Below are 25152 nucleotides of genomic sequence, written 5' to 3' on the forward strand. Positions count from 1 at the left end.
AAAGTACAAAGTAGTAAGTACGAGGTTCAAGGTTTAAATTCGACCTGAGTAACGTACTTGCTACTTTGCACTTACTACTAATTACCTTAAAAGATATATGGGAAAAACACTGTTTGATAAGATTTGGGACGCGCACATAGTAAGCAGCAACGAAGGCTTCCCCGATATTTTATACATTGATACACATTTTATACACGAGGTAACCAGCCCTCAGGCCTTTGATGGTTTACGCCAGCGGGGCTTGCCTGTTTTAAGGCCAAAGCAAACGGTGGCTACGGCCGACCATAACGTACCCACCTGGGACCAGCACCTCCCCATCCGCGAAGAGCTTTCGCGCTACCAGGTAGATATGCTGACCAAAAACTGTGCTGAATTTGGCATTGAGCTTTACGGCTTAGGGCATCCCTACCAGGGCATTGTACACGTAATTGGTCCGGAGCTGGGCATAACACGCCCGGGTTGCACCTATGTTTGCGGCGATAGCCATACCTCAACCCACGGTGCTTTTGGCGCTATTGCATTTGGTATAGGCACCTCGCAGGTGGAACAGGTTTTAGCTACGCAGTGCCTATTGCAGCAGCGCCCTAAACGCATGAAAATTGAAGTGAACGGCCAGTTGCAAAAAGGTGTAGGTGCTAAGGATATCATCCTGTATATCATTTCCAAAATTTCCGCTGCCGGTGGTACCGGGTATTTTGTAGAGTATGCAGGCGATACCATACGTTCCCTAAGCATGGAAGGCCGCATGACTATCTGTAATATGAGCATCGAAATGGGTGCCCGTGGTGGTTTAATAGCCCCTGATGAAACTACAATTGAATACGTAAAAGGCCGTGAGTTTGCGCCTAAAGGCGAAGAGTGGGATAAAGCTGTTGACTACTGGAACACACTATACTCCGACGCGGATGCGGTATTTGACAGCGAACTTTACTTTGATGCGGCCGATATTGAGCCGATGATTACCTACGGTACTAACCCAGGCATGGGTATTGGCATCAGTCAACATGTGCCCGAAACGGCCAGCTTTGAGGCTAAAGAACAAGGCTCATACGCTAAGGCGCTTAATTATATGGGCTTGCATGATGATGAATCGCTGCTTGGTAAACCTATCGATTATGTTTTTATAGGCAGCTGTACCAACTCCCGCATTGAAGACTTACGCCTGGTTGCCGATTTTATAAAGGGCAAACACAAGGCCGATAATGTTACCGTATGGGTAGTGCCGGGCTCTAAACAAGTACAATTGCAAGCCATTGAAGAAGGCTTGGATAAAGTATTTGAAGCAGCAGGTTTCCCACTGCGCGAACCAGGTTGCAGTGCCTGTTTAGGCATGAACGAAGATAAGATACCGGCAGGCAAATACTGTGTATCTACCTCCAACCGTAACTTTGAAGGCCGCCAGGGACCAGACTCACGTACATTTTTGGCCAGCCCCCTAACTGCTGCAGCGGCAGCTATTACCGGTAGGGTGACGGATGTGAGAGCGTTATTACAAGAGGAGGAAGTAGCATAATGGCGACTAAAATATTTAAACACTTACAAACTTCGATAGTGCCTTTGCCTATCGAGAATATAGATACCGACCAGATCATACCGGCCCGGTTTCTGAAAGCCACAACCCGCGATGGCTTTGGTAATAATCTGTTTCGCGACTGGCGCTTTGATAACGAGGGCCAGCCCAAGCAGGATTTTATATTGAATGATCCGACTTACTCGGGCAAAATCCTGGTAGCCGGTAAAAACTTCGGTTGCGGCAGTAGTCGCGAACATGCTGCCTGGGCCATAGCCGATTACGGTTTTGATGTAGTTGTAAGCAGCTTTTTTGCCGACATTTTTAAAGGCAATGCCTTAAACAATGGCCTGTTGCCTATCCAGGTAAGCGACGAATTTTTGAAAAAATTATTTGAAGTAGTTTTTTCTGATCCAAACGCCGAGATAGAAGTTGATCTGGAAAACCAGTTCATCAAAATTGTGAGCACCGGCCAGCAGGAAAGTTTCGAGATTAATCCATACAAAAAAGCCTGCTTAATAAACGGCTATGATGATATTGATTATATCTTAAGCAAAAAACAATTAGTAGAAGAATACGAAGCGAAGTGAGTTGTAAGTCGTGAGCCGTAAAGCCATTCTAACACTTAAACCTCACAACTTTCAACCTACAACTAAATAACAAATGGGAATTAAAAAACACATACTGGTCATCCCGGGTGATGGCATCGGGCCTGAGGTTACTACCTGGGGCAAAGCTGTTTTACAACATATAGCTGCCGCGTTTGGCCACGAGTTTACCTTTGATGAGGCATTGATGGGCCACGCCGGCATCGAGGCAACAGGCAGCCCCCTACCTGACGAAACCTTAGAAAAAGCCAAAGCCAGCGATGCTATATTGTTTGGTGCAATTGGCCATATCAAATACGATAATGATCCATCGGCCAAAGTTCGTCCCGAACAAGGCCTGTTAAAGATACGCAAGGAGCTTGGCTTATACGCTAACCTGCGTCCCATCATGTTGTTTGACGAACTACTGGATGCATCGAGCTTAAAACCGGCTGTGCTACGGGGTACCGATATCCTTTTCTTCCGCGAGCTGACCGGTGATGTTTACTTTGGCGAAAAAAACCGTAGTGAGGACCGTAATACCGCGTCCGACCTGATGATCTATCATCGTTATGAGATAGAGCGCATTGCCCGTAAAGCTTATGAAGCCGCAAGGGTACGCGGCAAACGGCTATGTTCGGTAGACAAAGCCAACGTGTTGGAATCATCGCGCCTTTGGCGCGAGGTGGTGCAGGAACTGGCCAAAGAATACCCTGATGTAGAAACCGAACACATGTTTATTGACAATGCCGCCATGCAGCTGGTTAAAAATCCTAAAAAGTTTGATGTGGTGTTAACTGCAAATCTTTTTGGCGATATTTTAACTGATGAAGCCTCACAAATTGCAGGGTCAATGGGTATGCTGGCTTCAGCATCAGTAGGTGATGGTACCGGTTTTTTTGAGCCTATACATGGTTCTGCACATGATATTGCCGGACAAAACAAAGCTAATCCGCTGGCTTCTATCCTTTCTGTAGCCTTAATGCTGGAGATAAGCTTTGGCCTTAAAGAGGAAGCCAAACGAATTACCACCGCTATAGACCATGTACTGAAAGCAGGTTACCGTACAGGCGACATTGCAGATGCGCATACAAATACCGAAAAGATATTGGGAACCGATGCCATGGGTAAAAAGGTATTAGAGTTTTTAGCCAACCCGGCATTATAACGCATTGCTTGCTTGATTTGCAGGAAGTTAACAGAATATAAATTTATAAACCATTAATTAAAAATCACACCTCGGGAAGATTGGAGGAACTTCGTATGAAATGGAATGCAGACTTATATGATGATAAACATGGCTTTGTTTCGCAATTTGGTGCAAGTGTACTTGAATTGCTGGATGTAAAGCCTGGCGAATCAGTACTGGATATTGGCTGCGGAACAGGTGATTTAACCAAGCAAATACAAGAGCAGGGCGCAGATGTATTAGGTACCGATTATTCGGCCGAAATGATTGCCCAGGCTCGTTTCAAATACCCAGACGTACCGTTCGAGGTGACCGACGCCGCCAACTTTTCGGTAGAATATCCCTACGATGCGGTATTTTCTAATGCTGCGCTGCACTGGATTCATAATTCGGGCGGTGTTATTAAATCGGTTTATGAAGCACTTAAACCTGGCGGCCGCTTTGTGGCCGAAATGGGCGGCAAAGGCAACATAGGTAAATTACGGGCGGCTATAAAACAAGTACTGCAAAAGCATGGCTATACTCACCAGGCCGAAACACAGATATGGTATTTTCCATCGCTGGGCGAGTACACCAGTTTGCTGGAGAGGCACGGGTTCCGGGTAACTTACGCCATTCACTTTGACCGGAAGACGCCCCTACAGGATGGCGATCAGGGCGTAGCCAAGTGGATTAAAATGTTTGGAGCACAATATTTTACTGGCATACCCCAAGCCGAGCATGCCAAATTACTAAAAGAAATAACAACCCTACTGGAGCCCCATTACAACGAAAACGGGCAATGGTATGCAGATTATAAAAGGCTAAGATTTAAAGCAGTGAAGGAGATATAAGCATTTAGTGTGAGATATGGGAGTAACTCACATTTAAGCTCATTTTCTGATAAAAAAATAACTAAACATGATAAAAGATTAAGAATAGAGACCGGAAAAAAGCTTGTCTCAAATCTAAAATCTTACATCTCAAATTTAAAACAATGTTACACGATCCAAACCGAGTTTACGTATTTGACACCACCTTACGCGATGGTGAGCAGGTACCGGGCTGCCAGTTAACCACGCCTGAAAAGATAGAGATTGCGCGCGAGCTGGAAGCGCTGGGCGTTGACATTATCGAGGCCGGTTTCCCGGCGTCGAGCCCCGGCGATTTTCAAAGCGTGGTAGAAATTGCCAAAGCTGTTCAATCACCAACCGTTTGCGCACTTACCCGTGCACACAAAGGAGACATTGATGCCGCTGTTGACGCTTTGCGATACGCAAAGCGTCCGCGTATACATACCGGCATCGGCTCGTCTGACATGCACATCAAGCATAAATTTAACAGCACCCGCGAAGAAATATTGGAGCGCGCTGTTGAAGCCGTTAAGTACGCCAAAAAATCGGTTGAGGATATTGAATTTTATGCCGAGGATGCCGGCCGTGCTGATATAGAATTTTTAGCTAAGATGGTAGAAGCGGTTATTGCGGCCGGCGCTACCGTGGTTAACATCCCCGACACTAACGGCTATTGCCTGCCCGATCAATATGGCAGCAAGATCCGTTTCCTGAAGGAGAATGTTAAGAACATCGATCAGGCCATCATTTCCGTACACTGCCACAACGATTTGGGTTTGGCTACAGCTAATTCGGTAGCAGGCTTGCAAAATGGCGCCCGCCAAATTGAAGGCACCATTAACGGTATTGGCGAACGTGCAGGTAACACGTCTATTGAGGAAGTCGTCATGATCCTGAAAACGCACCAAACGCTGGGTTTACATACAAACATTAATACTCAAAGCTTTTATGAGCTAAGCCGCATGATCAGCACACAAATGCGCATGCCGGTTCAACCAAACAAAGCTATAGTTGGCAGCAATGCCTTTGCACATAGCTCAGGCATCCACCAGGATGGTTTCCTGAAAAACCGCGAAAATTACGAGATCATTCGTCCCGAAGATGTAGGCTTCCCTAGCGCCAGCATCGTATTAACAGCACGCAGCGGTCGGCATGCATTAAAATTCCACCTCGAGCGTTTGGGTCATAGCCTGAGCAAGGATGAACTGGCTACTGCTTATCAGCAATTTTTAGCACTGGCCGATAGTAAATTGAACATTGATGATAACGACCTGCTTACTTTGGTAGCGCATCGTTTGGTTAAACAATAACAAATGGAAACCAATACCACAAGGCAGCTCCAGTTTGCAGCAGCAAAGGAACGCCTTAAAAACGTTGTAAAGCGCACCCCTCTTGAGTTTAACCAGGGCCTGTCAGACAAATATGAATGCGAGGTGTACCTAAAGCGTGAGGACATGCAGGTGGTACGCTCGTATAAATTGCGTGGCGCTTATAACATGATTAGCCAGCTTAGCCCAGAGCAGCTGGCTAAAGGCGTGGTATGCGCCAGCGCGGGTAACCATGCACAGGGCGTTGCTTTTTCTTGCCGCAGGCTGGGTATTAAAGGTGTAATTTTTATGCCCGAAATTACCCCCAAACAAAAGGTAAAGCAAACCCAGATGTTTGGCAACGGTAACGTAGAGATTGTGCTAACCGGCGATACCTTTGACGACTGTTTGCAGGAGGCATTGGCCTATACTGAAGCCCATGAAATGACTTTCATCCCTCCTTTTGATGATTACCGTATTATTGAAGGCCAGGGTACCGTTGGCATGGAAGTTTTGGAAGACCTGCCAGACACCGAACTGGTAATTATGCCGGTAGGCGGCGGTGGCTTAGCTGCCGGCGCAGGCAGCTTCTTTAAACAAATTAATCCCAATATCAAGCTTATCGGCGTTGAGCCTGAAGGAGCTCCCTCCATGGTTGAAGCTATACGCCGTGGTCAGCCTTATACCCTATCGCAAATTAACCGTTTTGTGGATGGTGCCGCAGTTAAACGTGTGGGCCATCTTACCTACCAGCTGTGCAGCGAGGTACTGGACGAAATGCTTTCAGTACCCGAAGGTAAGGTTTGTACTACCATCCTGAAGCTATATAATGAAGATGCGATTGTTGTGGAGCCGGCAGGAGCACTATCGGTAGCAGTACTTGATCTGGTAAAAGAGCAGATTAAGGGCAAAAAAGTAGTTTGCATTATCAGCGGCGGCAACAATGATATCGACCGCATGGGCGAGATCAAGGAACAATCGTTGCTTTATGAAGGATTAAAGCACTACTTTATTGTACGCTTTCCGCAACGTCCGGGTGCATTAAAGCTGTTTGTAAATAATGTATTGGGTCCTCATGATGACATTACCCGTTTCGAGTTCATCAAAAAAACTGAGAGAGAACGGGGACCTGCACTGGTAGGTATCGAACTAAAATCGGCCGATGACTATCCCGCTTTACTTCAACGTATGGAAGCCCACCGCTTTGATGTCATGGAAATAAACCGCGATCAAACGCTGTTTGAGTATTTAGTGTAGATAACTAATAAGCGGCAGTCCTAATTATACATCCTTTAAAAAATCGACAGCTTTTCTACATAACTCTTGTAGTGCTAAAGGCAAATCTTGTTGCACATATGGGTGTGTAGCGCCAAAAACATGGTCGGCGTTTGGAATGAGCACCAAGCGGGCATTGGGCTGCATGGCCTTTAAGTCGTGTGCATGGCTTGGAAGTACTACTGTGTCAGCCGTGCCATGCAGCAGTAACCAGGGCTGTTGTACATCAGCCGCGCGGGCCAGCACGTTCAGCCGGCCTGGGTTGCGTTCCAAGTCATCTAACAAAGTTGATTTTACGGGCATGTCCTGCCCGGTGCGTTTATTGGTAAAGTTAAGCACACCGGCCAGCTTCCATTGCTTTTCAATCTCCTTGTGCCATAGATTACGGAACGACGCAACAGACGCCATAGTGATTAAACGGCTCACCCGCTTATCCTCTGCCGCTTTAACAATGCTAATACCGCCGCCCATACTATGCCCTATCAAACAAACAGACTGCGCCGCCGGTATAACCGAACCACTGCAAGCAAAATCAATTACATACTGCAGGTCTTCCAATTCTATCGAAAAAGTATTCTCGCTAAAAGCAATCATATCGGTAAGGTCATTCGCATCCTCGGGTGTTGTACCGTTGTGCGAAAAGTTGAATTTTAAAAACCGGTAACCGTTTTGCGCAAAGTAGCGGGCTACCAAGTGATGGGTTCCCCAATCCTTAAAACCTTTAAAACCGTGTACAAATATGAGGAGCGGCGCGTGCGGGTTGGTCTCTTCAAAAGTGAGGTCCATTAGCATGTTGCGCCCTTTTGCGCCGGGCAGGGTATGGCTTTGTGTAATAATCATAAATGCTAAATACTCATTTAAGCAACAGGTTTACGTTTTGTTTGCATATGCCAAAACAGCCACAACATGAGCACCGGTTGCAAAAACAGCCGTAGCCAGGCCAACAACGGCGTTACAAATAAACTACCTACCCACAAAGGTGCCTGGTGCAGCATGGTTATATGTACCGGCATAAAGAAGGCCAGCATCATTATAAGTCCTGAAACACCATAATTACGGGTAGTTGGCAAAACCAGTAGCAAGCCAAAAAGTATTTCAAAACCGCCCGAAATGTAGTTTAACTGATTGGGGTAAGGCAAATAATCAGGAATAATTTTTATATAACCATCTGGATGTACGAAGTGATTAATACCGGCCGCTATATAGCCAATAACCAAGATAACCAGACTAATTTTTTTGAGCATTTTATTCGGGCAGTAAGCGTATAATAATTTAAGTAACAGGTTGTTTTAATAATATGCAAGTATTTAAAAGGTAAAAAGGAAACTGCGCACCTTTGCTTAAATATGGTTTAACCGCTTTATTTGCATCCAGGCAACCATTTCAATTGTTTTAGCGTATTTATTTATACTCGTTCTAAATTAATGTGTTTGACAAAGGGTTGACATAGCAACAAGGTATAAGATACTACTTTTGTGAGTTGAATTTTTTGTACCAATAACAAGGCTTTGAAGTATTTAAAAGTTATAGCTTTTACGCATAAGCAAATTGAACTGAAGGAACTCGGGAAGTTAGTGCTATGCCAGGAAAATCTGACGGAGAAACTTCAGCAGGTGAAGGATCAGTTTAACATCCCTGAACTGTTTTACCTCTCAACCTGTAACCGTGTCGAATTTGTGATGGCCACTTCACAGCCTGTTGACAGGGATTTTGCACAGCAGTTCTTACAGGCGCTTAGTGTGGGTTTATGCCCGTACTATATGAATACTTTTATCGATGCGGCATCCATATACGAAAACCACGAGGCGCTTAACCACCTCCTGCGTACGTCATGCTCGCTCGAAAGTTTAGTTGTTGGCGAAAAAGAAATTTTGGCCCAGTTGCGCAAAGCTTATGAAAACTGCCGCCAAGCCGGCTTAACCGGCGACTTTTTACGCATGGTAATGAACTGTGTGGTAAAAACGGCTAAGGAGGTTTATACCCATACTAATATATCACGAAATCCCATTTCGGTTGTGTCATTAGCTTACCGCAAGCTTAAGGAGTTAAAGCAATGCTCAAACGCCCGGGTACTTATTATTGGCGCAGGCGAAACTAACCGCAACATATCCAAATACCTGCAAAAGCATAAATACAGCAACTTCTCGGTGTTTAACCGTACGCTGGCCAATGCCGAAAAACTGGCGGCTGACCTGAACGGCGAGGCTTACGACCTGGAAGCGCTTAAAAGTTTTAAAAAAGGTTTTGACGTCATCATTACCTGCACATCGGCTACTCAGCCTATCATCACTACCGAGATTTACGAATCGTTACTAAACGGTGAAACCAGCCGGAAAACCGTTGTTGATTTAGCAGTGCCTAATGATACTGCCGCCGAAGTACTGGAGTTGTTTTCTGTAAATTATATTGAAGTGAACTCACTGAACGAAATTGCCAAGAAAAACCTGCAAGAACGTTACCAGGAACTGGTACATGCCGAAAAAATCATTAACCAAAATATAGACGAGTTTTTGCCCCTGCTTAAACAGCGCCGTATTGAGGTAGCCATGCGCCAGGTGCCCGAGACCATTAAGCAAATCAAGGAAAAGGCGCTTTATACCGTTTTTGCCGACGAGGTACAAGCCATGGACGAACAGTCACGCCAGGTGTTGGAGAAGGTTATCAGTTACATGGAAAAGAAATACATCAGTGTGCCCATGGTTATGGCCAAAGAGATCATGATTGAAACCAACTGATAAAAACAACATCTACCTGTTATAAAATATAAAACAATGAGCAATTTTTGCAAAAAGCCCTGCATGTTATTGCTACATGGCACTGTGTTCATTTAGCATCGTTAACGTAACTCCTTTAGTTTCCTGCATAACTCCCCTCAGCGGCAGTTATTAATTTCACTTATACCAGCGCTTCAACTGCGTATTGGTGATGGTTTTTTTATTATACTAAATACGTTAACCATGTTTTCTTCAATTTTCACACCTAAACCCCTAAAGCAACAAAACGAGGGGGTGGCCACTATACTTGCGTTTGCATTATTGCCTTTATCGGGCTTTGCTACTGATATTTATATCCCTTCACTGCCATCAATGGCAACATCGCTGCATGTGGGCAGCATACAGGTTCAATTCACCCTTACTTTATTTTTAATAAGCTACGGCCTCACTCAATTGTTTGTAGGCAGCTTGCTGGATAGTTTTGGCCGCTATAAGATAGGATTAATTTCCCTGATGCTTTTTACTGTAGCCAGCTTGGTTATTGCCAATACCCAAAGCATTTATATTATTTACCTTATGCGCATACTGCATGGCATTACCGTAGGCGGTATTGTAGTGGCCAAGCGAGCTTACTTTATTGATGTATTTAGCGGCGATAAGCTAAAACATTACCTCAGCCTGTTCTCTATCATCTGGTCAACCGGACCAATTATAGCACCGTTTATTGGTGGTTATTTCCAGGTTGCTTTCGGTTGGAAATCCAATTTTTACTTTCTGGCGCTGTTTGCCGCGGTTGCTTTGGTATTAGAGGTAATTTATAGCGGCGAAACGCTGCAACATTACGCAGAGTTTGCCATTAAGAAGATAGCCGGCATTTACGCAACTATGTTTAAAACGGTAAGCTTTACCCTTGGTATTGTGATGCTGGGCCTGGCTTATACCATGGTTATGATCTATAATATGACAGGGCCGTTCATCATTGAGCATAAACTTCAGCTCTCTCCCGTTGTGGCTGGCTATAGCTCGCTGGTGCTGGGTTTTGCCTGGATGGTAGGCGGCTTTATTGGTAAGGCAACCATTAATCGGCCATTTTTTAACCGGCTTGCAGTAAACATTGGGTTACAGCTCATTTTTGCCTTAGCTATGCTATTAAGTATAAAGCTTGTCGAAAATTTATACTCAATGCTCTTTTTTGCCTTTATTATTCACGTAGCTGCGGGGTTTACTTTCAACAACTTCTTTACTTACTGTTTAAGCCGCTTCCCAAAAAATGCCGGCATAGCCAGCGGTTTAACCGGCGGCATCAACTACGTTATTGTCTCTTTTTTGAGCTACGGTATTGTGGCTGCTTTCCCGGCAAAAGATGAGTATAACCTAGGATTTAGTTATCTGATGCTCATCCTTATTTCTGTAGCAGTAATGTTATGGCTGAAAATAAGAAAAACAGCTTGGTAAGATAAGCTCCCTTCCAGGGGGAGCGGTTTGAATAATAAAAAGATAACAATCAACCTGTCATTTAGAGCCTGAAGGGTCCTTCAAGGAGGATCCATTACTATCGTTAAGATGACACGTTGGCGTTGGTGATAAGTTTGCACCTAAATTTTGGCCCTCGTTTGTCGGCTACCAGCTCTACTTATCGTCAATTTATCCTCACATTGTGATAAAAATTCCTTATAAAACCGTCTAAAAGTTAAATTTGCATGTAAATCAAAAATCAATCTTGGACAGGACAGTTATTATCGGAACCCGTGGTAGTGAATTAGCCTTATGGCAGGCCAACTTTGTTAAAGACAGCTTGGCGGCAATTGGCGTAACAGCACAGTTAAAAATCATTAAAACACAGGGCGACCGCATCCTGAACCTTAGCCTTGATAAACTGGAAGGCAAAGGCTTTTTTACCAAGGAACTGGAAGAAGAATTAATGGCAGGTACCATCGATGTTGCAGTACATTCGCACAAGGACCTGCCCACAGAGCATCCGCCGGGACTCATTATCGCAGCAGTTTCAGAACGGGAAGACCCTTCTGAACTGTTGTTGATCTTGAAGGATTGCGTGGATGTTCATCAAAAATTATCGGTAAAATTTGGTGGTTTAGTAGGCACCTCATCTAATCGCCGGAAGGCACAATTACGTGCTCTTCGCCCCGATTTGGAGATGGATGACCTGCGTGGTAACGTACCTACCCGTATAGGTAAACTGCGTAGCGAAAACTACCATGCCATTATGCTGGCCAAAGCCGGCGTAAAGCGTTTAGGCATTGACCTGAGCGATTTCCATGTAGAGGAACTAACCCCTACTGAGTTTGTGCCTGCACCCGCACAAGGTGCGCTGGCCATACAAATACGCGAAAAAGATACCGACTTATACAATACATTGCAGCAACTGCACCACCCTGAGGTGGCCGAGGCATTAGCTATAGAACGCAGTGTGCTTAAAAGTTTTGGCGGCGGCTGCCACATGCCGTTAGGCTGCTATTGCCGTAAGCACGAGGGCGTTTACCAGGTATTCACTTCTAAGGCCGATACCGAAGACGATTTGCCTGACCGTATGTTTATCACCTCGCCTACTACCGACGGCTTGGTTGACAAGATTTTAGCAAAATTTGATAAGAACCGCAAATTGGCTGGGCAGGTATTCATCTCACGCGAATTACCGCCATCCAGCTATTTTAGGCGTGTATTGCAAAAGCATGGTATGGAGGTTGAGGCACGCTCCCTTATACGCACGGTACCTATCATGACCATCTTAAACCCGCACATACTCCAAAATATTGATTGGGTATTTTTTACCAGCAAAAATGCGGTCGAATACTTTTTTCAATTAAAGCCACAGTTTGCAAAACCGGTTAAGTTTGGTGTAATGGGTAGCGGCTCTGAAGATATGCTGCGTCGTAACGGCCACTTTGCCGACTACGTAGGCGAAAGCGTAGACACGGCAGAGGTGGCTCAGGAATTTGCTAAAATAGCCAATGGCTTAACCATCTTATTCCCAGGAGCAGAGAGCCCTATGCGCAGTATTCACAAAGCATTATCGGCCGAAACTAAGATAATCGATCTGCCTGTGTACGCCACCATGCCCGAAGAGGTAGCCTGCGGTACTTCAGCCGATATACTGGTGTTCACCAGTCCGTCTAACGCTGACGCTTATTTTAAAGATAATTTACTGGATAACAATCAGCGGGTAATTGCCATTGGGAAATCGACCGGCAAAAAGCTTGAAGATCTCAATATACCCTACACACTGCCTTTCTCGCCCGATGAAGTAGGACTGGCCGAGGCTGTGTTTGGACTATAACAGCCCCTTTCAACCTCCCCGGTAGGGAGGCTTAATTTATAAGGGGACCATTTTTACATTTTAAACAAAAGTCTTCCTTACCAGGGGGATTTTAGAACGGCTTATGCTACAACGACCCAGAAGAAATAGAAAGAGTGAAGTGATCCGGCAGATGGTGCAGGAAACACATGTGAGTGCGGCAAATTTGATATTCCCGTTGTTTATTATCGATGGCAAAAATCAAAAAACAGAAGTTTCTTCGATGCCTGGTATTTTCAGATACTCGGTTGATAACCTTTTACGCGAGGTAGAAAGTTGCATAAAGTTGGGCTTAAAGACTTTTGATTTGTTTCCTAACATTGATGAAGCTTTAAAAGACACGTTCGCAACTGAGAGTTACCGTGAGGAAAGTTTGTACCTCCGCGCCATCAGAGAGGTAAAAAAGGAATTCCCGGAAGCGTGCGTAATTACCGACGTTGCCATGGATCCATACAGCAGCGACGGACATGACGGGATTGTAGACAATGGTGAGATTTTAAATGATGCTACTTTAGAAGTGCTGGGCAAAATGGCTTTGGCTCATGCCCGCGCCGGTGCCGATATTATAGCACCATCAGATATGATGGATGGCCGCGTGGGCTTCATCCGTCAGGTATTGGACGAACATGGCTATAGTGGTGTATCTATCATGTCCTATTCGGCCAAGTACGCCAGCGCATTTTACGGCCCGTTCCGTGATGCGCTGAACTCCGCTCCCAAATTTGGCGACAAAAAAACCTACCAAATGAATCCTGCCAACCAGCGCGAAGCCCTTATTGAGGCCAACCTGGACGAGCAGGAAGGGGCTGACTTTTTAATGGTAAAACCGGCATTACCTTACCTGGACGTAATAAAGTTACTGAAAGACAATACCGAACTACCTATTGCAGCCTACAACGTAAGCGGCGAGTATGCTATGATTAAAGCAGCCATACAAAAAGGCTGGCTTAACGAGCAGCGCGCTATTACCGAAGTGCTTACCAGCATTCGTCGGGCAGGCGCAACTGCCATACTTACTTACCATGCTAAAGAGGTTTTGGAGAATAAGTGGCTGTAACATAAGGTAAATAAATCAGGAAGAACTACAAACGTTATGGTGAGGAACGAAGCAATTATGCCTAGCACAAAAAATTATGCATAGTTCAGTAATTGCTTCGTTACCTGAAAGGACGAGATAGATATTAATCGAATGTCAGAAATAAAAGAAATAAGCCGCGAGAACTCGTCGGAATTGTACGCTAAGGCTAAAACCTATTTCCCGGGTGGAGTTAATTCACCGGTTAGGGCATTTAAATCGGTTTATGGCACGCCGCTGTTCATCAAAAAAGGTGATGGCGCCTACCTGTGGGATGCTGATGATAACCAGTTTATAGATTTCTGCGGATCATGGGGTCCGCTTATTTTAGGCCATAATCATCCCGCCATTCGCGAGAAGGTGATTGAAGTAATGCAAAACGGCATGTCATTCGGCGCACCTACCGCACTGGAAAATGAGCTGGCCGAACTAATTTTGAGCAATAACAGGTTCATTGAAAAAATACGTTTCGTAAGCTCAGGTACCGAAGCGGTAATGTCGGCCATAAGGCTGGCCCGCGGCTATACTAAGCGCGATAAGATATTAAAGTTTGAAGGCTGTTACCACGGTCACGTTGATGCGCTGCTGGTAAAAGCTGGCTCGGGCCTGGTAACCTTTGGCGAAACATCATCAGCCGGTGTACCCAAAGCCTTTGCAGACGAAACAATAGTTATTGCCCTGAATGATAAAGAGGCACTGACTAAAGCGTTTGGAGACTTTAAAGACCAAATTGCCGCCGTAATTATCGAACCTATACCAGCCAATAACGGGTTGTTGCTACAGCACCAGGAGTTTTTGCAATACCTGCGCGAGGTTTGTACAACCAACGGCACGCTGCTGATCTTCGACGAGGTGATCTCTGGTTTCCGGGTGAGCTTTACAGGTGCAGCCGGTTTGTATAATATCAATCCTGATATTATAACCTACGGCAAAATTATAGGTGGTGGCCTGCCTGTAGGCGCTTACGGCGCATCGGCGCAAATTATGAGCAATGTATCGCCTGAAGGGCCCGTTTATCAGGCTGGCACGTTATCGGGCAACCCGGTAGCCATGGCAGCGGGTATAGCGCAGTTAACCGAACTATTAAAGCCAGGTTTTTATGAGGATCTGAACAACAAAACAAAATCCTTTGTAAATGACATTCTGACGTTTGCAAACCAGCGTAACTACCCGGTTAATATATCGCACATCGGATCGATATTTTGGTTTGCATTTGATACTACTGATACTATTCGCAAAGCTGAGGATATTGATCCGCACAGCATGAACCGCTTTAAAACCATGCACCAGCATTTGCTAAATAGTGGCGTTTATTTTGGTCCGTCGGGTTACGAGGTAGGCTTTATATCGGCCGCCCACACAATGGCTATACTGGATACCGCAAAACAAGCTATATTTGATAGCTTGAATGTGGTGTTTGCTCCCTCCCAACCCTCATCGGAAGGGACGGCTCTTGCCAGTAAAGATGATTTCAGAGAATAATTCACCTATTTTAAATACCCATCCTTACAGGGTGGATTGAGAGGGCTATGAAAAGACCATTTGCTATATTTTACGCACTCATCATTTACACCTTAATGGAGTTGGTATGGTGGGGATATATGCTCATAAAACTACAGCCCGAACGTACCGGAATGATACTGGGCGAAGGCTCCATGTTTATCATTGTTATAATGGGTGGAGCTACCTTGTTCCATAAATCGTTAAATAAAGAGCGCCGCCTGCAGGACCAGAAAAAAAACTTCCTGCTTTCGGTTACACACGAGCTTAAATCGCCGTTGGCTGCTATAAAGCTTTATCTGGAAACCATACAAAAACGCAGTCTGAGCAAGCAACAGGTAGATGATTTTGTGGGCAAATGCTTGTTAGACATTGACCGCCTGAATGATATGGTGGAAAACATGTTGCTTGCCGCCAAGATAGAAAATCAATCCTATACGTTTCCCAAACAGGAATTTAACCTTTCGGTACTGGTTGATGGTATTGTGAACCGCCTGCAAATTAACAAATGCGACCTTACACAGCAGTTGATTAATGCCGAAATTGAGCCAAAAATAGAAGTTACAGGTGATAAATTTGCCTTAACATCAGTTGTAACTAACCTCATAGAAAACGCCATAAAATACTCGGGCCCCTGCGAAACCGTGGATGTGAAGCTGTTTAACAAGAACGGCAAAGTACACCTACAGGTGGCCGATCATGGTATTGGTATAGCAGATGAAGAAAAAAGCCGTATTTTTGACAGGTTTTACCGTGTAGGAAGCGAAGAAACCCGTAACACAAAAGGCACGGGTTTAGGTTTATACATTGTAAAACAAGTACTGGATAAACACCAGGCCATTATCAATGTAAGTGATAACAGGCCCGCCGGCAGTGTTTTTGAAGTTATATTTGGTTAAACCTGTTTTCAACACAACCTACATGACAAAAAAGAGAATCTTATTGGCTGAGGACGAAGAACATCTACTCGAAGCCATCAAATTAAATCTGGAGCTGGAGGGTTATAAAGTAACCACCGCCAACAACGGTAAAAAAGCGCTGCAAAAATTTAAAGAGGAACGCTTTAACCTGGTAATACTGGATGTAATGATGCCCGAGGTTGACGGCTTTGTTGTAGCCGAAACCATCCGTTTGGAAAACTCGGAGGTACCGATCATGTTCCTCACCGCTAAGAATACCAATGAGGATAAGATACAAGGCCTTAAAAAAGGAGCAGATGATTACCTCACCAAACCTTTTAACCTGGAAGAACTCATTTTACGGGTTAATAACCTGGTAAAACGCGGCCTGAAAGGCGAAGACCTGAAAGAGTTTAACAGCTATAAAATTGGCGACAAAACTATTCACTTCAATTCTTTCGAGCTGATTAACGAGGACAGTTCGGTTACACCGCTTACCAAAAAGGAAACCATGTTGCTTAAGCTGCTGATTGAGCGCCGTAATGAGGCCGTATCGCGTGAGCAGATCCTGGAAACCGTGTGGAATTATGACGTTTACCCATCTACCCGTACTATTGATAATTTTATATTAACCTTCCGCAAGTATTTTGAGCCCGATCCTAAAAATCCGGTATATTTTCATTCTATACGCGGCGTGGGTTACAAGTTTACCGATAATCACCATTGATGTTCACTAATCAGGCCCGCATCGGGGTAGCTGTCGCTTTCGGCCTGCTAATGGGTTTCTTTATCTACCAGCAAACTTACCAGTTGGCCGCTATAGCTTTACTGTTTATTGGCTTACTTATTTGGGGTTACTTTAAAGAGGGAACCATTATACTGGCCGCTAAGCAGTTTCATGTTAAAAACTACGAAAAGGCAGAGGCTCTGCTTTTGCAGATAAAACGCCCGGAATGGCTGAGCAAAAAGCGCCGAGGTTTTTATGAGTTTATTATGGGTGGTATAAGCTTGCACAAGCAGGAATACCAGGCTGCCGAACAACACTACGAGGTAGCTACACAATACCCATTGCGGTCGGTTAGCGATCATGTGGCCGCATTGGTACACATTGTTAACATCAATATAAGGCAGGGCAATTACGATAAGGCGCGTGCCTACCTACAGCTGGCCGAAGATAAAGGTGAGCAGGTTAACGCCAAGATGAAGGCCGTGATAGACAAGCTGCATAAGGAATTGCAATTACACAAAAATTAACACAGCAGGCCGTTGAGGCTATGCTTTTTTATATGGAAGATTCATTATTTTTAAAAGCCGCATTCTCGCAAAAAACAGAGCGCCCACCCGTATGGATGATGCGCCAGGCCGGTCGTTTTATGCCCCAGTACTGGGAAATTAAAAACAAGTACTCGTTTTTGGAGATGTGCAAAACGCCCGAAATTGCAGCCGATGTAACCATGCTGCCGGTTGATTTGCTCGACATTGATGCTGCCATCCTGTTCTCTGATATATTGGTAACCGGCGAGGCTATGGGCGGCGATTTAAGCTTTACGCAGGGCGTGGGCCCTAAGTTTGCCAATCCTGTACGTACCCAGGCCGATGTGGACAACCTGAGCGTAAATGTGCTTGACAGGTTACAGTATGTGGCCGATGCCATTAAAGTTATACAACAACGCTTGAACGGCCGTATCCCGCTGATAGGTTTTGCCGGTGCACCGTTTACTGTGATGAGCTACCTGGTTGAGGGCGGCTCCTCGCGCGATTTCAAATTGACCAAGCTGATGCTGCACAACCAGCCTGAGTTGGCTCATCAATTATTAAGCAAAATTGCACAGGTAACGGCAGATTACCTGAACCTGCAGATTGAAGCCGGTGTAAATGCCGTACAGATATTTGACAGCTGGGCACAGGCTCTCGCTTGGGACGATTATAAAGAGTTTTCACACAACTACATTGCAGAAATCATCAGCAAGCTGAACCGTAAAGATATCCCGGTGATATCTTTTTGTAAAGGCAGTTCGGTATTTGCGCCGTTAATGGCAGAAGCCAAACCTGACGTAGTATCGATTGACTGGAACGTAGATTTGCTGGATATTAAACGCCGCCTGCCTCAAGGCGTGGCTGTGCAAGGTAACCTCGATCCGCACATATTGTATGCCGATAAAAAGGTAATTAAAGACCGTATACACCGTTTGTTCGACCGCATGAAGAACGAACCTGGCTTCATCTTCAACCTGGGTCATGGCATTATGCCCGATATTCCGTTTGATAACGTTAAGTATGCGGTTGAGGTAATAAAGGAGTACAGCTACTAATTAAAAACAGAACCATGTCGTTGCGAGCGTAAGCGGGTAATCTCCTCCTTACTTACCTGTACGCCGAGATTGCCATGCCGCTGTAGCGACTCGCAATGACACGATGATAACAAAAAATGTACTTCTACATTAAAGCCATACATATCATTTTTGTAGTCAGCTGGATGGCTGGCCTGTTTTATGCGGTGCGCCTGTTTATATACCACACTGAGGCGCAAGAAAAACCCGAGGTAGAACGCAACATCCTTACAGCCGAATACGAACGCATTGAACGCCGCCTATGGAATATCATAGCCACCCCGGCTATGATCATGACACTTATTGCGGGTATCGCTATGGTAATCATAGAACCTTACCTCATGCACCAAAACTGGCTCATTGTAAAGCTATGCTTTGTAGTGGGTTTAGTATGCTATCATCTTGTTTGTGCCAATATGATGGAGCAGATGCGTAAAGGCATTTTCAAATGGACTTCTTTCCAGCTACGCCTTTGGAACGAGGTAGCTACCATCTTTCTTTTTGCCATTGTATTCCTGGCCGTTCTTAAAAATGCCGTTGACTGGATCTACGGAATGCTTGGCCTTATCGCCTTTGCAATGATCATCATGTCGGCGGTAAAGATTTATAAGAATTACAGAGTTAAAAAAGGAATTAAGTAAGGCAGCGAGGTTCTAATTTAATGTAGCGACGCGGCCAAACTCAGGATGAATTTCTTCAGCCACTTAATTTAAAGCCTAATACTCCAAATATTTCTCTACCTGCACACCCATGTGGCTGTAATTGTCAAACAAGCCCGGCTCGTGGTTAAGGAGGTGGATTTCTATTGGGCCGTACTCTAAGTGAATTTCTTCATAGGCCCCTTTAAACAGAATCTCTTTAATGGTCCACTCTATGTTTTTGCCCGTGGCAATAGGCTTTATCCATTCGGGATAGATCACCACCTGGTCTTTCACGCCTTTTACACGCAAGGCCCTTGCCTCTTCACGCATCAGCACATTGCAGTGCGAAAGCAAGCGGGCGGTGTATAAGTTTTTGGGCTGATTATATACATTTTTTGGAACACCGCTTTCCAGTATCTGTCCGTCTTTAATAACCACCAGTTCATCAGCCATCGAGAGCACTTCGGCCGGGTCGTGCGATACAATGATTACCGTAAGGCCGGTTTCCTTAACAATCCTGCGGATATCCTGCTGCAAGCCGTCTCTAAAGGTGGTGTCAACCTGGTTAAAGGGCTCATCCAGCAATAACACCTCAGGTTGGGTAACCAGTGCCCGTGCAATAGCTACACGCTGTTTTTCACCGCCACTCAAGTCGGCCACACGTTTATCGGCCAGCCGATGCATGTTCAGCTGCTTCAGCACCCGTTCGGTACCCTCCTGCTTGGCTTGCAAATTAGTGTTGGGAAGTAAAATAGCTATATTGTCCCATACCTTGGCAAAAAGGTTGAGATCATCAGTATGCTGCGTTACCATTTTCATGGCATCGTGCCCGGGTATAAGTTTTTCTTCCGGTCCCCAAATACGCTCTCCTTTAAATTCAACACGCCCGCTATCAACACTAAGCAAACCGAACATTAAACGCAACAATGTGCTTTTGCCGCTGCCGCTCTCGCCTATTATAGCGGTAATTTTACCCTGCTGAATACTTAGATCGATACCTTTTACACCCGACTGCTGCTTACCGGGATATACTTTATTAACTGCAATAGCCTGCAAGAAAGGGGTGGTTTTTACCATTGCGCAAAGATACATAAAAGCAACAAAGGCTACCCGTTTAAGGTAGCCTTTGTTGCTTTTATAGTTAAGCCGTTAAAAGCCAAGCATTATACCAAAAGAGAAGTTACGCAAACCTTCCTGAGCGGCGGTATCAAACATGTCGTTAAAGTAATACTTTCCAAAAACTCCCCATGCGCCGTAACCTACCCGGCCGGTTAAGCCGTAACGTACTTTGGTAAAGTTGTAACTATCGTTAAACTTCTGTTTACCGTTCTCATCGCTTTTTTGCTTTACACGGCCGTTGTAAAGAATGCCGATCATTGGTCCGCCTGCTATGTGAACAGCTTTACCTCGGCTATCGTCATGACTTCTCCAGTCAAAAGTTAATGGAATGCGGAAGTAGCTTGATGTAAAACGATTTTTATCGTATTGAATATTATCACGCGTATAAACCAACCCTTCTTTTGGCCCGTCGGGCTGAATGGTAATATTTTCGCGCAGGCGGAAGTGTGTCCAATCAAAACCACCCGATACATAAATGCGGAATGAACTGGTGAAGCGGTAACCGGCCTGGATCACATCAAAGCCTACGTTACTGCTTTTCCAAGAGCGGTAACGCAAAAAATTATTGGTTGGCGACAGGTCGAAGCTACCATTATCAACCAGGGTAGCTAAGCCCAAATCCAAACGTGCTAAGGTTAACCCCCATGAAAAGCCGGAGGATTTAGATACCTGCTTTACCGTATCAGGCTGATTTACATATACACCTTTGGTATCCTCGCCCGAACCAATAGTGAATTTGAATCTCCTTTTTTTGGTTTTAATAGTGTCTGATTGGGTTTTTACGGTATCGCCCTTGTCATTTACTACAGTTGTAGTAGTAACTTTGGTAGTGGTAACAGTTTGTGCAAATGCACAGGTAACAGCCGCAAAAAATATAGCAGTAAGTAAAAAGCGTTTCATGTGTGGTTAAGTATAATAGATTAGGGATTTATTTTTCTTTCTTTATTTTAATGATACCCAGATTTAGCCCGGTAACATTCGCCTGGTCGTCGTCGGTTTCAGTAAATTCGATCAATTTGTCTTCACGTTTATCTACCTTGGCTACAACCGCATTAATAAGGCCGCCCAGGGTACTGATGCCACGCTTTCTCCTCTTTTCTGGCTGGTGTGCCATAGCCGGTTCAACAGCTGGTTGGGTAATCGGTTTTAAAGCAGCTGCATCATTTTCATCAAGCTTATTGCTTAAAGCCATTTCGGGCACTACCGCATTAGGGATAGTTTGTGCCGGCACGGCCGCCAGTACCGGTACAGGTTGCACGGTGGGCTGATCATTAGCTGGCTCGTTTGCCGGTTCAATGCGTTTATTGGACAGCTGATTGCCAGAACTGATACGATGCTTTACCCCAGTTACCTGCATTACGTTTTGTATAGCAGGTTGCTCATAAGTTGAAGTTTGCAATGCTTCAGGCAATCTCATTTTCAACTTTACTTCTCTTTCAATGGTTTTCACTAATGGCTTGTTCCGGTTTACGGCAACTTGATTTTGCGCTACCTTAGCCGGCTTGTTTAACAGAAACAAGCTTCCAATGCCAAGCACTACCAGTATACTGGCGGCTATGCTCCATACAGGCGCTAATGAACGCTTTTGGGGTGTACCCAACTCAGCCGATATGTTTCCCCAAACGCGGGCCGAAGGCTCAACCTCCAAATTACCCAGCTTTGTACGGAACAAGTCGTCCAGCTCGTTATCTTGCATATTCATATCTCGTTCCCTCCGTTTGTTCAATTTTTTGTTTCAATAAAGTGCGCGCCCTCGATAATTGTGATTTGGACGCACCCTCGGTAATGCCGGCCATCTCTGCAATTTCGCGGTGTGAGTAGCCCTCAATGGCATACAAGTTAAACACCATGCGGTAACCTGCCGGTAGCTGATTAATTAGCAGCAGCAAATCCTTTGTCTCCAGGCTTGATGCAGCTACAGCATTAACCGGTGATTCATAACCACTTTCCTCCATATCTACCAGCGTCATTTTATGATGCTTGCGGTAATACTCAATAGCGGCATGCACCATAATGCGGCGCATCCATCCCTCAAAACTCCCCTCGCCCCGGTAATCATTTATTTTCTGAAACACGCGTACAAAACCGTTCTGCATCATATCTTCAGCTTCCATCTTATCTACCGCATAACGCAGGCACACGGCCAGCATTTTCGCAGCAAACTGTTTGTAAAGCAGTTCCTGTGCCTTGCGGTCGGCTGCTTTACATTTTGCGATGAGGTCTTCGGTTGAATATTTATGTTTTAAAAACATCATTTGTTAGGAAGATGACAGATAGCGACAAATGGTTGCATCACCTTTAAAGTTTTTTTAAAAATATCCATAAAAGCGCAATAAACCACTTTTTATATCTTTAACCGCTATGAAAAAAAACCTGCCTGCACTCTTATTATTACTATTGACAACCTTAGGCCTGAGTGCCCAAACACTACCAGCCGCAGCGCCTTATACACTGTTTAAGCCCGATCGCGTATTTGATGGCCATGACCTGCATACAGGTTGGGTGGTGCTGGTGCAAGGCAAGGAGATTGCAGCAGCAGGGCCAGCCAACCAAATAAAAGTACCTGCACAGGCCACCATTACCGAGCTAAAAGGCATGACCTTACTGCCGGGACTGATTGAAGGCCACTCGCACCTGTTTTTGCACCCTTATAACGAAACCACCTGGAACGACCAGGTGCTTACCGAGAGCCGTGCCGAGCGTACGGCCCGCGCCGTGGCACATGCACGCGAAACATTAATGGCCGGCATTACTACCACCCGCGAGCTTGGAACCGAAGGGGCCGGCTATGATGATGTGGGCTTAAAGGCAGCTATCAATAAAGGCCTGATACCGGGTCCACGTATACTGACGGCAACGCGGGCTATTGTAGCTACCGGCAGCTATGGCCCTAAAAGCCCCGTAGCCGAAATTAGCTTACCCCAGGGTGCCGAGGAAGCAGACGGGGCCGAGGGTTTAACCCGCGCTATCCGTTCGCAAATTGGCCATGGTGCCGATGTGATAAAACTCTACGCTGATTACCGCTGGGGACTTGGCGATCAGGCTGCGCCTACCTTTACGCTGGAAGAATTGAAACTGGCCGTGCAGGTGGCCGGCAGCAGCGGACGCATGGTGGCAGTACACTCCAGTACGGCCGAGGGTATGCGCAGGGCAACGCTGGCAGGTGTAACTACTATTGAGCACGGCGACAACGGCACGCCGGAGATATTTAAACTAATGAAAGAACATAACGTAGCCTTGTGCCCCACACTCGCCGCCGGCGAGGCAACCAGCAGCTATAAAGGATGGAGAAAAGGCATAGACCCTGAGCCTGAACGCATCAAACAGAAACACATCAGCTTTGCCAATGCGCTTAAAGCAGGCGTTACCATTTGCTTTGGCGGCGATGTGGGCGTATTTGCCCACGGCGACAACGCCCGAGAATTGCTATTGATGGTTGATTACGGCATGAAACCGCTGGACGCCCTACGCTCGGCCACATCGGTAAACGCAGAAGTATTTAAGCTGAACCACTTAGGTTTGATTAAGCCCGGTTACATGGCTGATTTAATTGCTGTAGAGGGTAACCCGGCTGAAGATATTACGGCGGTAAGAATAGTTAGAATGGTGATTAAAGATGGCGTAAGGGTAAAATAACCAACAGACTTTTAATCTATTTTATCAAAAATCCGGTGCTTTATTCCCTGCACTTATATGAGGAAAATGTAAAGTTATTTTACAATTGGTATAAAATGCTTGTTGCCTTGTATATTGCTGCCTTTAATTCAGTTACGTATGCAACTTAAAGGTTCCCGCAAAGTGGGCAACAAATTTCAAAATCCTATACCTACCGACGAAGCCGGCTTTAATAAGTTACTGCCCATTATGTGGGAATATATTGTAAACAAAGCCGAGAACACACCGCGTAAAACACTTGGACCATTTACTACTGATGCATCAGTGTACCACACGCCGCCGGCAAGCGGCCTGCGGGTAACTTGGATGGGGCACTCAAGCCAGCTTATAGAAATTGATGGCAAGCGCATTTTAACTGACCCCGTTTGGAGCAGCCGCGCTTCTTTCGTACAATGGGCCGGTCCAAAACGCTTCTTCCCTGCCCCGCTGCCTTTAAATAGCCTGCCTAAGCTTGATGCCGTACTTATATCGCATGATCACTACGACCATTTTGATGAGGCTACCATACGCACCCTGGCTAAACTGAATATACCATTTTACACCTCGTTAGGTGTTGGCCGCTACCTGCGCCAATGGGGTGTTGCCGACCACCTGATTACCGAAATGGACTGGGGCGATACAGCGCAAATTGGCAACGATTGCACACTTACCACCGCACCTACCCGCCATTTTTCGGGCCGGGGCATTGTTAACCGTAATGAGACGTTATGGTCGGCCTTTGTAATAAAAGGGCATACGCATAATATATTCTTTGGGGCAGATTCTGGCTGGTTTAACGGCTTTGCCGACATTGGTGAGGCATACGGCCCGTTTGATTTGACCATGCTGGAGATTGGCGCCTACGGTAAAAACTGGCCAGATATACATATGGGGCCGCTTAGTGCCTTTAATGCACATAAAGCTTTAAAAGGCAAGCAAATGATGCCCATACACTGGGGTACGTTTAATTTGGCCTTACATGCCTGGTACGAGCCTATAGAGATTTTACTGGAATTGGCCGCAAAAGAAAGCATCACTCTTTTTGTACCTGAACCGGGCAGACCTACCGAGGTAACCGGCGCGGATTTCAACTCAGAATGGTGGATAAAATATAAGAGTTAGAATTATATGTTGCTTAAAATCCGTCGTTTGGCACAGGTTAAAGCAACATATAGTTCTTCATATTTAATATTCTCGATGTTGTAC

At 45.4% G+C, this 25152-nt stretch carries 24 protein-coding genes; 18 read left to right on the forward strand and 6 right to left on the reverse strand.

The genetic code is table 11. From position 1 onward, the window contains the following. Positions 1–97: 97 nt before the first annotated feature. From leuC to ilvA, 6 genes are all read left to right on the forward strand, one after another. Positions 98–1513: a 3-isopropylmalate dehydratase large subunit gene (gene leuC, locus ABDD95_RS16545; protein ID WP_345948445.1), complete on the forward strand. Its 1416-nt coding sequence runs from the start codon at positions 98–100 to the stop codon at positions 1511–1513. Then, complete coding sequence (gene leuD / locus ABDD95_RS16550; protein ID WP_345948446.1) at positions 1513–2100, forward strand: 3-isopropylmalate dehydratase small subunit; 588 nt, start codon at positions 1513–1515, stop codon at positions 2098–2100. The genes leuC and leuD overlap by 1 nt, the downstream gene beginning before the upstream one ends. A gap of 73 nt (positions 2101–2173) precedes the next feature. After that, positions 2174–3265, forward strand: a complete 1092-nt coding sequence (gene leuB, locus ABDD95_RS16555) for a 3-isopropylmalate dehydrogenase (RefSeq protein WP_345948447.1) — start codon at positions 2174–2176, stop codon at positions 3263–3265. Positions 3266–3360: 95 nt separating this feature from the next. Continuing rightward, positions 3361–4119 carry a methyltransferase domain-containing protein gene (locus tag ABDD95_RS16560; protein ID WP_345948448.1) on the forward strand — a complete coding sequence of 253 codons (759 nt, stop codon included), beginning with the start codon at positions 3361–3363 and terminating at the stop codon, positions 4117–4119. Between the two features lie 143 nt (positions 4120–4262). Next, positions 4263–5429 (forward strand): 2-isopropylmalate synthase, encoded by a 1167-nt coding sequence (locus ABDD95_RS16565; RefSeq protein WP_345948449.1) that lies wholly within the window; start codon positions 4263–4265, stop codon positions 5427–5429. 3 nt (positions 5430–5432) lie between these two features. Continuing rightward, positions 5433–6683, forward strand: coding sequence for a threonine ammonia-lyase IlvA (gene ilvA / locus ABDD95_RS16570; protein WP_345948450.1), 1251 nt, complete (start codon positions 5433–5435; stop codon positions 6681–6683). A 24-nt stretch (positions 6684–6707) separates the two neighbouring features. Here the strand turns inward: ilvA and ABDD95_RS16575 are convergent, their stop codons facing one another. Further along, positions 6708–7541 carry an alpha/beta hydrolase gene (locus ABDD95_RS16575; RefSeq protein ID WP_345948451.1) on the reverse strand — a complete coding sequence of 278 codons (834 nt, stop codon included), beginning with the start codon at positions 7539–7541 and terminating at the stop codon, positions 6708–6710. A 17-nt stretch (positions 7542–7558) separates the two neighbouring features. After that, complete coding sequence (locus tag ABDD95_RS16580; RefSeq protein ID WP_345948452.1) at positions 7559–7945, reverse strand: MauE/DoxX family redox-associated membrane protein; 387 nt, start codon at positions 7943–7945, stop codon at positions 7559–7561. 264 nt (positions 7946–8209) lie between these two features. On the opposite strand from ABDD95_RS16580, the gene hemA reads away from it, so the two are divergent. The 10 genes from hemA (at position 8210) to hemJ (ending at position 19173) form a co-directional block, all read left to right on the forward strand. Further along, positions 8210–9436, forward strand: coding sequence for a glutamyl-tRNA reductase (hemA, locus tag ABDD95_RS16585; protein ID WP_345948453.1), 1227 nt, complete (start codon positions 8210–8212; stop codon positions 9434–9436). A 222-nt stretch (positions 9437–9658) separates the two neighbouring features. After that, the gene (locus tag ABDD95_RS16590; RefSeq protein ID WP_345948454.1) at positions 9659–10870 is read left to right on the forward strand and encodes an MFS transporter; all 1212 of its coding nucleotides are present in this window, start codon (positions 9659–9661) and stop codon (positions 10868–10870) included. A gap of 265 nt (positions 10871–11135) precedes the next feature. Then, a complete protein-coding gene (hemC, locus tag ABDD95_RS16595; RefSeq protein WP_345948455.1) occupies positions 11136–12710 on the forward strand; it encodes a hydroxymethylbilane synthase in 1575 nt (524 codons plus the stop codon). A gap of 103 nt (positions 12711–12813) precedes the next feature. Continuing rightward, positions 12814–13785 carry a porphobilinogen synthase gene (gene hemB, locus ABDD95_RS16600; RefSeq protein WP_345948456.1) on the forward strand — a complete coding sequence of 324 codons (972 nt, stop codon included), beginning with the start codon at positions 12814–12816 and terminating at the stop codon, positions 13783–13785. A gap of 132 nt (positions 13786–13917) precedes the next feature. Next, positions 13918–15285 carry a glutamate-1-semialdehyde 2,1-aminomutase gene (gene hemL / locus ABDD95_RS16605; protein ID WP_345948457.1) on the forward strand — a complete coding sequence of 456 codons (1368 nt, stop codon included), beginning with the start codon at positions 13918–13920 and terminating at the stop codon, positions 15283–15285. A 47-nt stretch (positions 15286–15332) separates the two neighbouring features. Then, positions 15333–16202: a HAMP domain-containing sensor histidine kinase gene (locus ABDD95_RS16610; RefSeq protein ID WP_345948458.1), complete on the forward strand. Its 870-nt coding sequence runs from the start codon at positions 15333–15335 to the stop codon at positions 16200–16202. Positions 16203–16224: 22 nt separating this feature from the next. Next, entirely contained in the window at positions 16225–16929 is a 705-nt protein-coding gene (locus ABDD95_RS16615; protein WP_345948459.1) for a response regulator transcription factor, read from the forward strand. Next, positions 16929–17456: a tetratricopeptide repeat protein gene (locus tag ABDD95_RS16620; protein WP_345948460.1), complete on the forward strand. Its 528-nt coding sequence runs from the start codon at positions 16929–16931 to the stop codon at positions 17454–17456. The genes ABDD95_RS16615 and ABDD95_RS16620 overlap by 1 nt, the downstream gene beginning before the upstream one ends. Positions 17457–17488: 32 nt before the next feature. Further along, positions 17489–18514, forward strand: coding sequence for a uroporphyrinogen decarboxylase (gene hemE, locus ABDD95_RS16625; protein ID WP_345948461.1), 1026 nt, complete (start codon positions 17489–17491; stop codon positions 18512–18514). 116 nt (positions 18515–18630) lie between these two features. Further along, the gene (gene hemJ / locus ABDD95_RS16630; RefSeq protein WP_345948462.1) at positions 18631–19173 is read left to right on the forward strand and encodes a protoporphyrinogen oxidase HemJ; all 543 of its coding nucleotides are present in this window, start codon (positions 18631–18633) and stop codon (positions 19171–19173) included. Positions 19174–19248: 75 nt separating this feature from the next. On the opposite strand, the gene ABDD95_RS16635 is transcribed toward hemJ, so the two are convergent. The 4 genes from ABDD95_RS16635 to ABDD95_RS16650 form a co-directional block, all read right to left on the reverse strand. Then, positions 19249–20250, reverse strand: a complete 1002-nt coding sequence (locus ABDD95_RS16635; RefSeq protein WP_345948463.1) for an ABC transporter ATP-binding protein — start codon at positions 20248–20250, stop codon at positions 19249–19251. Positions 20251–20322: 72 nt separating this feature from the next. Beyond that, complete coding sequence (locus ABDD95_RS16640) at positions 20323–21192, reverse strand: outer membrane beta-barrel protein (protein WP_345948464.1); 870 nt, start codon at positions 21190–21192, stop codon at positions 20323–20325. Between the two features lie 28 nt (positions 21193–21220). Next, positions 21221–21994: a hypothetical protein gene (locus ABDD95_RS16645; RefSeq protein WP_345948465.1), complete on the reverse strand. Its 774-nt coding sequence runs from the start codon at positions 21992–21994 to the stop codon at positions 21221–21223. Then, positions 21978–22547: a sigma-70 family RNA polymerase sigma factor gene (locus ABDD95_RS16650; RefSeq protein ID WP_345948466.1), complete on the reverse strand. Its 570-nt coding sequence runs from the start codon at positions 22545–22547 to the stop codon at positions 21978–21980. Before ABDD95_RS16650 ends, ABDD95_RS16645 begins: the two co-directional genes overlap by 17 nt. A 106-nt stretch (positions 22548–22653) precedes the next feature. Between ABDD95_RS16650 and ABDD95_RS16655 the strand changes: the two genes are divergently transcribed. Both ABDD95_RS16655 and ABDD95_RS16660 read left to right on the forward strand, forming a co-directional pair. Beyond that, a complete protein-coding gene (locus ABDD95_RS16655) occupies positions 22654–23928 on the forward strand; it encodes an amidohydrolase family protein (protein ID WP_345948467.1) in 1275 nt (424 codons plus the stop codon). A gap of 138 nt (positions 23929–24066) precedes the next feature. Continuing rightward, on the forward strand, positions 24067–25068 hold the full coding sequence (locus ABDD95_RS16660) for an MBL fold metallo-hydrolase (protein WP_345948468.1): 1002 nt from the start codon (positions 24067–24069) through the stop codon (positions 25066–25068). Positions 25069–25152: the final 84 nt, after the last annotated feature.

Source organism: Mucilaginibacter sp. PAMB04274 (assembly GCF_039634385.2).
Classification (GTDB): domain Bacteria; phylum Bacteroidota; class Bacteroidia; order Sphingobacteriales; family Sphingobacteriaceae; genus Mucilaginibacter.